Origin of the sequence: Falcatimonas sp. MSJ-15, assembly GCF_018918265.1 — a bacterium.
GTDB lineage: Bacteria > Bacillota > Clostridia > Lachnospirales > Lachnospiraceae > Falcatimonas.
In genome coordinates, this window is the sequence record NZ_JAHLQC010000003.1 from 275,467 (window position 1) to 284,523 (window position 9,057).

At 37.7% G+C, this 9,057-nt stretch carries 9 protein-coding genes and 3 pseudogenes; 6 read left to right on the plus strand and 6 right to left on the minus strand.

What is annotated here, in order from left to right; translation table 11 throughout:
• Window positions 1-46: 46 nt before the first annotated feature.
• The 6 genes and pseudogenes from KQI85_RS03590 to KQI85_RS03615 all read left to right on the plus strand — a co-directional run bounded on the left by KQI85_RS03590 (window position 47) and on the right by KQI85_RS03615 (window position 5,162).
• Window positions 47-1,717 (plus strand): recombinase family protein, encoded by a 1,671-nt coding sequence (locus KQI85_RS03590; RefSeq protein ID WP_216574714.1) that lies wholly within the window; start codon window positions 47-49, stop codon window positions 1,715-1,717.
• 342 nt (window positions 1,718-2,059) lie between these two features.
• Window positions 2,060-2,548: a Panacea domain-containing protein gene (locus tag KQI85_RS03595; RefSeq protein ID WP_253293728.1), complete on the plus strand. Its 489-nt coding sequence runs from the start codon at window positions 2,060-2,062 to the stop codon at window positions 2,546-2,548.
• Window positions 2,541-3,341, plus strand: a complete 801-nt coding sequence (locus KQI85_RS03600) for a hypothetical protein (RefSeq protein ID WP_216574715.1) — start codon at window positions 2,541-2,543, stop codon at window positions 3,339-3,341. Before KQI85_RS03595 ends, KQI85_RS03600 begins: the two co-directional genes overlap by 8 nt.
• A gap of 45 nt (window positions 3,342-3,386) precedes the next feature.
• Window positions 3,387-3,572: pseudogene (locus KQI85_RS03605) on the plus strand (transposase); the annotation flags it as partial.
• Window positions 3,573-3,965: 393 nt separating this feature from the next.
• On the plus strand, window positions 3,966-4,736 hold the full coding sequence (locus KQI85_RS03610) for a hypothetical protein (protein WP_216574716.1): 771 nt from the start codon (window positions 3,966-3,968) through the stop codon (window positions 4,734-4,736).
• Between the two features lie 288 nt (window positions 4,737-5,024).
• The gene (locus tag KQI85_RS03615; RefSeq protein WP_371820539.1) at window positions 5,025-5,162 is read left to right on the plus strand and encodes a hypothetical protein; all 138 of its coding nucleotides are present in this window, start codon (window positions 5,025-5,027) and stop codon (window positions 5,160-5,162) included.
• A 3-nt stretch (window positions 5,163-5,165) separates the two neighbouring features.
• Here KQI85_RS03615 and KQI85_RS16895 read toward each other — a convergent pair.
• The 6 genes and pseudogenes from KQI85_RS16895 to KQI85_RS03640 all read right to left on the minus strand — a co-directional run.
• Window positions 5,166-5,543 (minus strand): annotated as a pseudogene (locus KQI85_RS16895) (hypothetical protein); the annotation flags it as partial.
• Window positions 5,544-5,637: 94 nt separating this feature from the next.
• The gene (locus KQI85_RS16900) at window positions 5,638-6,531 is read right to left on the minus strand and encodes an SEC-C metal-binding domain-containing protein (RefSeq protein WP_173816613.1); all 894 of its coding nucleotides are present in this window, start codon (window positions 6,529-6,531) and stop codon (window positions 5,638-5,640) included.
• Window positions 6,531-7,016 (minus strand): hypothetical protein, encoded by a 486-nt coding sequence (locus tag KQI85_RS03625; protein WP_173816612.1) that lies wholly within the window; start codon window positions 7,014-7,016, stop codon window positions 6,531-6,533. The genes KQI85_RS16900 and KQI85_RS03625 overlap by 1 nt, the downstream gene beginning before the upstream one ends.
• Before the next feature lie 166 nt (window positions 7,017-7,182).
• Window positions 7,183-7,398: a transposon-transfer assisting family protein gene (locus KQI85_RS03630; protein ID WP_216574717.1), complete on the minus strand. Its 216-nt coding sequence runs from the start codon at window positions 7,396-7,398 to the stop codon at window positions 7,183-7,185.
• Window position 7,399: 1 nt separating this feature from the next.
• Window positions 7,400-8,620, minus strand: a pseudogene (locus KQI85_RS03635) (YodL domain-containing protein); the annotation flags it as partial.
• Window positions 8,621-8,670: 50 nt separating this feature from the next.
• Window positions 8,671-9,057: integrase core domain-containing protein (locus KQI85_RS03640; protein ID WP_216574718.1), on the minus strand; the 387-nt coding region annotated here is incomplete at its 5' end.

Consider the following 9,057-nt stretch of genomic DNA (forward strand, 5'->3'; position numbering starts at 1 on the left):
CAGCCTTACATATCACATTTCCCTATAAATTTATGGAGGTGGTACGATGAACAGAGAAGGAAAGAAATGTGTCTTATATCCGAGAGTAAGTACTGAAATGCAGGTGGACGGATATAGCCTTGAAGGGCAGAAGAATAGCCTGAAACGATTTGCTGACAGAGAGGAAATGGAGATTGTTGGTATATATGAAGATGCAGGTAAATCGGGGAAATCTATTGAGGGGAGACCTGCTTTTAAGAAGATGCTTTCCGATATAAAGAACGGATTGGAGATAGATTATATTCTGGTCTATAAACTTTCACGATTTGGAAGAAACGCAGCAGATATTCTAAATTCATTGGAGTTTGTACAGTCGTATGGAATAAATCTTATTTGTATTGAGGAAGGTATTGACTCATCACAGACAAGCGGAAAACTTTTAATTTCTGTATTATCTGCGGTTGCAGAAATTGAAAGAGAAAATATCATTGAACAGACAATGAACGGACGCAGAGAAAAAGCAAGACAGGGAGGTTGGAACGGCGGTTTTGCTCCGTATGGATATTATCTGAAAGACAATCAGCTCCTAATAGAAGAAACCGAAGCTGAAGCAATCCGAATCATATTTGATAAGTTTGCCAATTCAGACGTAGGGCTTGGCGGAGTAGCAAAATATCTTAATCTGCAAGGAATAAAAAAGATACCTCGTCAGAATGGAACGTTAGAAACATGGAGCAGCCATTTCATAAGGTTGATATTAGATAATCCTGTTTATTGTGGTAAGATTGCTTATGGCAGAAGAACACGAGAAAAGGTAAAAGGCACAAAAAATGAATATAAGCAGGTTCATACAGATGATTATATTCTGGAAGATGGACAACACGAAGGAATAGTTAGCGAAGAATTATGGCAAAAAGCTCACACAAAACGTATGGCAACAGGAATTAAGCAGCCGTCCAAAATAGGTAAGGACAGGTCACATCTGTTGACGGGAATATTAAAGTGTCCTCTTTGTGGAAGCTCAATGTATACGAATAAACATGCGTGGACGAATAAAGATGGCACATACAAAGAAGTTTACTATTATATCTGCGGTAGGAACAAGCAGGAGCGAGGGCATCATTGTGATTACAAGGCATCGCTTAGAAAAACAGACATTGAACCACTTGTAATTGAAGCTGTTAAAGAATTGGTAAGTGATAAATATTTTGCAAAAGAGATAGAAAAGCGTATGGGCGTACAGACCGATACCACTGCTATTGATAAGGAACTTGCCAATTATGAGAGCAAGCTGAAAGAAGTAGATTTGAATAAAGCCCGTCTGGAGCGAGAGATTGATAATCTGCCTATTGATGCTCGTTTTAGAGAAAGAAAAATCCACGACATGACATTAAGGCTTGATGGATTGTATGATACGATTGTCGAGTTGGAAGAACGGATTGAAGATGCAAAGCTGAGAAGAAATTCTATCGAAATGGAAGCAATCACTATGGACAATATTTACAAGCTTATGCTGAATTTCGGAAAGCTCTATGATATAATAAGTGACGAGGAAAAGAAAAGCCTTATAACTTATCTAATAAAGGAAATTCAGATATATCCTAATGGAGAGTCAGAGATGCCTTTGAAGTCGATAGAGTTTAATTTTCCGATATATCGTGATGGACAAGAGGTAAGGCGGCTCTTGTGGGAAAAAGGTAATACCGTTGAGACGGTATGTTTGCTGTCAAGGAAATAAAATCAAGTGCTGAAAAGTGGCATATTTCCGGGCTTTTTGTAAGGTTGGTATTATCAGAGAAGCCTTGCGGAAAGCTCGGTTTTCTTGTATGGAAACATATCTATTTTTCAGTCTGGCCGGAGAAAAATGAGTAACCGGAGAATAGCGGTAGGGTTTAGGCTGTGGATTAGATGTTATGGGTTGTGGCACTAGGATTGTTGTCAGAGCCGACCGCAGTTTAAGCCACTCGACACTAAGGGGCAGACTTGGCAGTGGAATAGATAACAGAAAAAATTTTCAAAAAGTTCACCAAAAACTTAGTGATTGTGATATAATATACATTTACAGAGGAAGGAGGTCGAGATGATGAGCTATAAAGTTTTAGACGTGTGTCGTCATGTAATTAATTATAGCAATGAACATGACTATGGAATTTCAAATTTAAAACTTCAGAAAGTACTTTATTTTATCCAAGCTTATTTTTTAACAAAAAAGAAAGACCACACTCCTTGTTTTGATGAGAAGATAGAAGCATGGGATTTTGGACCTGTTGTTCCAGAAGCTTACCATGAATATAAGCAGTACGGAAGTGGAGATATACCTACAATAGAATCATACATTATATTTGATGAAAATGATATATGGAATGCTAAAAGGGTTGAGTTTGAGGACACTACGATTACAGATGAAGACAAAGCTCTTATAGAAAAAGTTGTAGACAAATTTGCAGATTATTCAGCAACAGATCTTGTATCATTAACCCATAGACAGTCGCCATGGATTGATGCTCATGTTCCATATCAAAATAACGAGATTACAATTAATGCAATAAGGGAGTATTTTAATGGCTGATGACAATTTAGATGTATTGCTCCGGACGACTGACAATACAACAATGTCATTAGAGCAATCAAAAAAATTTAATAACACTAAAAGAAAAATCAATGGAATTTGCAAAGCATTATCCATGAATACTCAGAAGTACGATCCGCAGAAAACGGTTGAGAATATCGCATCATATATAACATCAACAAATAAGTTGGACAGGATTCTTTATTCGGAAATCAGCAATTATGTTTATTCGTTAGAAATGTCTCAACGAGGAGTTTTTGCTACAAATTTAGAAAAACTATTGTTATATTCTCTTGATGATGATAATTCGGTAGATGAAGACTGTAAAAAAATGATTGTAAAAATCTATGATCATTTTCAACTAGCATTACATCAGATGGAAAATGTCAATAACATTTTTGCAGATAGCATAGAAGAAGCGAAAGAAAACTTGCAAAAACAGATAAAAGGCGTTGAAAAAGAATACATCTCCATACTTGGTATTTTCGCTTCTATTGTACTTGCTTTTGTTGGGGGAATTACATTCTCAACATCGGTTTTGCAGAATATTTCTGCGGTTAGTGTTTTTCGATTGTTGCTGGTTGTTGACTTTTTGGCGTTTGTTCTTATTAATGTGATTTATATTTTGGTTAAATTCATTTTTACTATAAACGAAAAAAACGCAAGACTATTCAATGTCAAAGCACTGAATATTGCATGCTTGATTATTGCCATAATAATAGTGGTTTCATGGATACTTAATGTTAATCAGATACCAGATTTTATTTCGGAATTTTTACCTTGGAGTAAATAAAAATAACCCTCCCGACCATTACGGGAGGGCACTGAAAAATATACCATTTATATGTTGGTAGAAATACCACCAAGTAGGAGTGTTTCAAGTTTTGTGGGATATCTGAAAGGAAAGAGTACATTGATGATATTTGAAAGGTACGCGAACTTGAAATACAAGTATGAAAATTGCCATTTTGGGTGTCGAGGATACTATGTAGATACAGTTGGAGAAGTAATGAGTCTGTTGGAATGGAAAAAATTTTTTGAAGAATGAAGCAGAAAGAAAGCCGTGAAAGGGATAGATGTGGGTCCTGGCGATAGACAGATAAAAAGCAGACTGAAACTCTAGTGGTATAAACTCATCAAGATCCACAGGTTCTGAAAGCATAGAGAAAAAAGACGGAGAATCGTCGATGAGTTTGTTTTGACAGTCTGAAAAAATGTCGTTAAAAGAAATCTGATGGTATTTAGTAGTCGTAAATTTTCTCCTCCTTAGGTTAGTGAAATATGTTGGAGTTGCTACCTTTATTTTACCACTTTTGGAGAGAAAATTTATATAAATTAATAACAAAAACCCAGTGAAATCAATGGGTTATGGCATTTATAAAATGTCTATTTAGTGGTAATAATAAGGAGGTACATTATGCCAAATAGAGCTTACATGCATAACAAAAAAGGAAGTCCGGTTGATGCAAACAAAGTTGGGATTGAAAATAGGAATGTAAAATTCTTATGTTGCACGGAATACTGTAATGCTGAAATGATATTGTGCAAAGCAGGAACAGAAGAGGCTTATTTCAGGAGCAGGAAGAAACAAGATCATATTAGTGCAAAATGTATAAAGAATTCTATAGTATTTAATCCAGATACATACGATGAAGCGTTATTTGATATAAATTTTGCTTTTGAAAGCATGTTAGGTAGAAATCATACCGTTCAAACAATTGATAGAGGAGATACTGGATCTAGAAAAGGAGTTGTTGGAGGCCATAGGCGATTGAGAATACATACCTTGCCTATATTATATGCAATGTGTATATCAAAAGATAAGCGTGAAAGATACAATAGAGTACTGATTGATGATATATTTGCAGATAAGGACAATTATCAGAAATATTCCAATGGCATTGAAGGATTTAAGATTGTTGAAACCTCTTTTTATTATTTTACAGATGCAGAAAAATCTATTACTCTAAATTATCCATTGAATAATAAAGGATTGAACAGTTGGGTAAAAATACGATTTGAAGAAGAGGCTTTGTATAAATCTCAAAAAAGCAAATTGTATAAGTCATTGCACATTGAACCTATTATTATTGCAGGGGAATGGACAAAAGCTCCAGAGGGGTCTAAACATCATAGTGAATGTGTAATACATAAAAAGACACAGATTTATTATGCGGAACTACAATGAGAAAATAATTCGAATGTAATTATTTACAAACGAAATGTCCGGAATCAAGCTTCCAAGTCCCCAAAAGATTTGGAGGTTTTATTCTGCCCATTTTTAGAGTAAATGCTCCATAGCAAGTCCCTTTAACTTGCTGCAATCATCTGCAATAATAGTCTTATACTATACACAGTCAAAAAAGTTTAGTACTACACTTTTTTGACCGGATTCAGGAGGTCAAGACTATGAACTGAGTTTGACCAAGAATTCTTGAAAAGAGGTGTTTCATGCATAAGATATGCAGATGACATCGTGCTTCTTGCAAAGAGCAAGCGAGCATCAGAGAGATTCTTGGAAAGCAGTACAAAATATCTTGAGGAGAGGCTGAAACTTACAGTCAACCGAGAAAAAAGCCGTACTGTCAGCGTGTTTGCAATCCGAAAATTTTAATCCCTGCTGATGCTCCGCCCAGTATTCCTCAGCCAGTTTCCCGGCTACCTCGGTGAGCTGTCCGGCAAGGTCATCACCGGAAACATCATAGGTGCGCTCAAGCATGGCCTGCACCGAATCCAAATGGCGCTCCTCCAGCTGCCACAGCCAGGGAGTGCGGGAATGTTCACGGGTTCCGGTGTCGGAAATATCAAAAACATAGCGCAGGCGGGGTCTGTCCCCGGAATCGTCCACCAGAGCGATTCCCTTGGAGCCGCGCCTTACATACCGGCCCATCTTTTCATTCCACAAATCGTACTCTGCCCATTCCTGCCAGCTCCCAGTGAGTTGCGTTGCCACTTGTTCGGCCATCTGTGCATACATTTCGGATTTGGTTGGCATAGTGTTCTGTCCTCCTTTCAGTTTTGAGCAAAGAAAAGCAGGGGACCTCAAAAGATCTCCTGCTCAGTGATACCGTTACTCTATCAAACGATAATTATTCATTTTTACTATCTTGTATTATTAGTTGAACTTTGCATAAAGGCGAAATAATATTTCTCTCATGGTTATAATACATTCTATTTATGCAACACCTCTTAAACTTTTTCCCACTCCCACAGGGACATAAATCATTTCTGTTTGCTTTCTGAATTTTTGTATCCCTTCGTTGCTCAATTTTCGTTTCTATTTCAAAATTTTGAAGTGGATTTATTTTTAATTTTACAAATTCGTCCAATTTCTTGAACTTTTCTTTCTCTGGTATATCCCTATCCTCTTGTAGCTCAATAATACATCTTTTATCTTCTGGATGGCTAACCAGGCAAACCGCTTGCAATTCTTTAATTTCATCAATCATTTCTATTGCAAAATCGCCCCAATATAGTTTTCCTTTTCTATGGGGACAAGACAAGCTCTGCATTGACTTACCACATATACTACAATGCGATTTGGAAACAATATATTCGCTACTCGCAAAAACTCTGTATGGATATAATTTTTCGTATTGCAGTAATATAGCAACAATTTCCGGAATTTCTTTTCTGTCTTTAATATCAACAAATTCTCCTACTATCTTTGCTTCATCTAAACAGTCTTGCAAAATATCCCATGAGTTTTTGTATCTGTTTTCTATTAAACTCAAATGATAGCTGGCGAATGTCGAAAAGAATTTGAAATAATGTCTATAAATCATTTGGGCATTAGCTAATGATTCATCCCCTATGTCTATGGCTTTCGCCTTTATACTATCAAAAATATTATCGCAATCCTTATATTCTTTAAATGGATCACTAAAATTTCCTTTCTCAATCCTTTTCTTTAAAGAACATAATTTATTGCATACTATTCTTACTTCTTCTAATTCACAATGACTTTCAAAACTTTTTAGCATTATTCCTCCCACATCTTATTAAGATCTATTTTTTCAAAAGATTCCTTAAATGTTTTTGCATCCCCCTTATAATGAATAGACTTTTCTTTCTTACCATTTTTTACAATAAAGGTCATATCAACCTCTGCATTCTCCGTCTCTCGCCCTTTCATTTTCTCCCAGATATAATTGCTAACCATATTGATGGCAAAAGGAAGCAATACACTTTGAGCAATAAATATGATTGGCATCCAAATATCAAAAGAGTGAAGTGATCTAACTGTAATATCACCATCAGAAAGAATGTCATATTTATGATTGCTGTCATTTTCTCTGCAAAATTTCAAAAAATCTATTGTTTCTTGTGCAAAAAAATGACCTTGTTCATAAGAAGCCGGCACAGCAACAAATTCATTTTCTTCTATTTTTGCTAAACTAATTCCATTCTTTTCGCAATAATCATAAACATCCATACTACTATTTTTAATTGTAATATCGTTTTTCATGGCTTGTCTCCTTAAATGCTCATTTTTTCTTCAACATCATTATACTCTATTTAATCTCAAAAGAACAGGAGGCTTCCTCCAAAATAACATTTAAGAATCAGTCCAAATAATTGCATAATAAATGAAATGTTTTCTCGCTACATATAAGATCACTACAAAATTATCCTCACTCATCAAAATCCGGGTACAATTCCAATTCCGCAAATTCATCATCCGTCATGGCCTGAAGCTTGCGGAGGGTACTGTCTGTCAGCTCCATCAGCTCTGTTTCCTCTGCCGAAAGTTCACCACGCATCTCATTCAGGCTTTCAATCACCCCTGCGCGGCTGCCGGTATTATAAATGCACAACAGGTTCATTTCCTCAAAAGTGAAGTTTCCCATATCAAATCTCCCTTTCCGCACTCTTTTTGAGTGCTGTCTTTTTGTGTTCTGCCTTGGGCTGGCTTTTCAGCTGCTCCATGACGGACTTTTTCTTTTCCCGTTCCTCCCGATGGGCAGCGGTAGCCAGATCCATTAGGGAAATGGGCTGACCGCTGCGGGCCTGCTGTTCCAGCTCTGCCACCGTAGGCTCTTTTGCGCCATTGTTGATGATACCGTCGATCATGCCGTAATCGTCCTCCACGGTCATCTCCGCATTTTTCAGCGGATTTTCCGGCAGGAATCCGGGGTTCTGGGTAAAACCAACACTGTCACAGTAATGACAGGATACCTTACCGTCCTGCTTGATCGCAACGATGTCACTAACACTCATAGAAGGACTGTGAAAATCCGCCGGCTTTTGCAGATTAAACTGCTCATATAGTTTTTCCAGCTGCTCCGATACCGTGCCAGACTCCCTCAGAGGAGCTGTGTAAATGAGGTCATAATTGCTGCGGTCTATGGAAATGGCATGGGACTTTAACCAGTCCAAATTCATAAAGCGTACATTCTGTGGATCGTCACGGCTCACCTGATAGATGGCAAAGCAATCTCTGTTCTGAGCAAGAAATACCTGTTCCCGTTCCTGCTGATGTTCCTGGCGCTCCATGACCTTTTCGTGGAACTGAGGGCTTTTCTCCCATTCCTCACGGTCCACACCGAAAAGGCCGCCATGATCCATGATTTCCTGCGAGTCAAATACCATACTCTCCGTATTGTCCTCATGCAGTACATAGACAGTCAAACCAGCGGCATCCAGTTCCAGCGCCCGTTCTCTGGTGACAGGGAGCATCCCATCATAGAAGTAGCCGTATTCCTGCATATCCGGTGCAGATACCTGCTCATCAGGCATGGGGTATTCATCCAGCGCCTGCTCTTGTGCTTCCGGCAGCTGAGAAGAAGCAGTCATCTGACTGACCTCTGCCTGCATCTGCTGATAGGCAGCGTCTTGCAAGGTTTCAATCATAGGCAGGGGCGCATACTTTACTGAATTGCTGCTCAAATCGTTATCATCACAAATCTGAAGAACTGCCTTCATGCAGGAAAGCTCTGGCATATCCAGCTGACCTCCATCCAGCTCTTTCATGGATGCGGCATCGTAAAGGGTATAATCCCAGCCGCTGTCACAGGACTGGATATGAAGATAGGTAGCATTGTCGATCAGAAACAAAGCCTTGGTCCTATGTCAAGAAAAAGTACAAGTTAAACGTGAACTTTTCACCTCAATAATCTGTTTTATGCCACATTTATTTCCATTTGTCTTAGTTTTATCCAATATTTCTTTTCGTAATCATTAGGTGATGCATAATCACAATGACTGTGAATTCTTACTGTATTGTAAAACGCTTCTATATATTCAAAAACAAGTTTATATGCATGATTATAATCTATTATTTTGAATCTATTTATCCACTCTCTTTTAAGTAATGAATGGAAAGATTCAATACAAGCATTATCCCATGGATATGCTTTCTTCGAATAACTTAGTGTCATTCCTGTTGTCGCTTCTTCATAATCTTTAGCCGTATATTGTCTGCCACGATCTGAATGCATAATTAACGGTTTGTTAACATTTCTTACCCTTTTAGCTTTATTAACAGCTTCTACAACCCACTTTGTTTC

Bases quoted from the DNA above. Each gene is read 5' to 3' on its own strand.
- KQI85_RS03595 (WP_253293728.1), top strand. From the start codon at position 2,060: ATGATGAGCTATAAAGTTTTAGACGTGTGTCGTCATGTAATTAATTAT.
- KQI85_RS03590 (WP_216574714.1), top strand. From the start codon at position 47: ATGAACAGAGAAGGAAAGAAATGTGTCTTATATCCGAGAGTAAGTACT.
- KQI85_RS16900 (WP_173816613.1), bottom strand. From the start codon at position 6,531: ATGCTAAAAAGTTTTGAAAGTCATTGTGAATTAGAAGAAGTAAGAATA.
- KQI85_RS03610 (WP_216574716.1), top strand. From the start codon at position 3,966: ATGCCAAATAGAGCTTACATGCATAACAAAAAAGGAAGTCCGGTTGAT.
- KQI85_RS03625 (WP_173816612.1), bottom strand. From the start codon at position 7,016: ATGAAAAACGATATTACAATTAAAAATAGTAGTATGGATGTTTATGAT.
- KQI85_RS03630 (WP_216574717.1), bottom strand. From the start codon at position 7,398: ATGGGAAACTTCACTTTTGAGGAAATGAACCTGTTGTGCATTTATAAT.
- KQI85_RS03600 (WP_216574715.1), top strand. From the start codon at position 2,541: ATGGCTGATGACAATTTAGATGTATTGCTCCGGACGACTGACAATACA.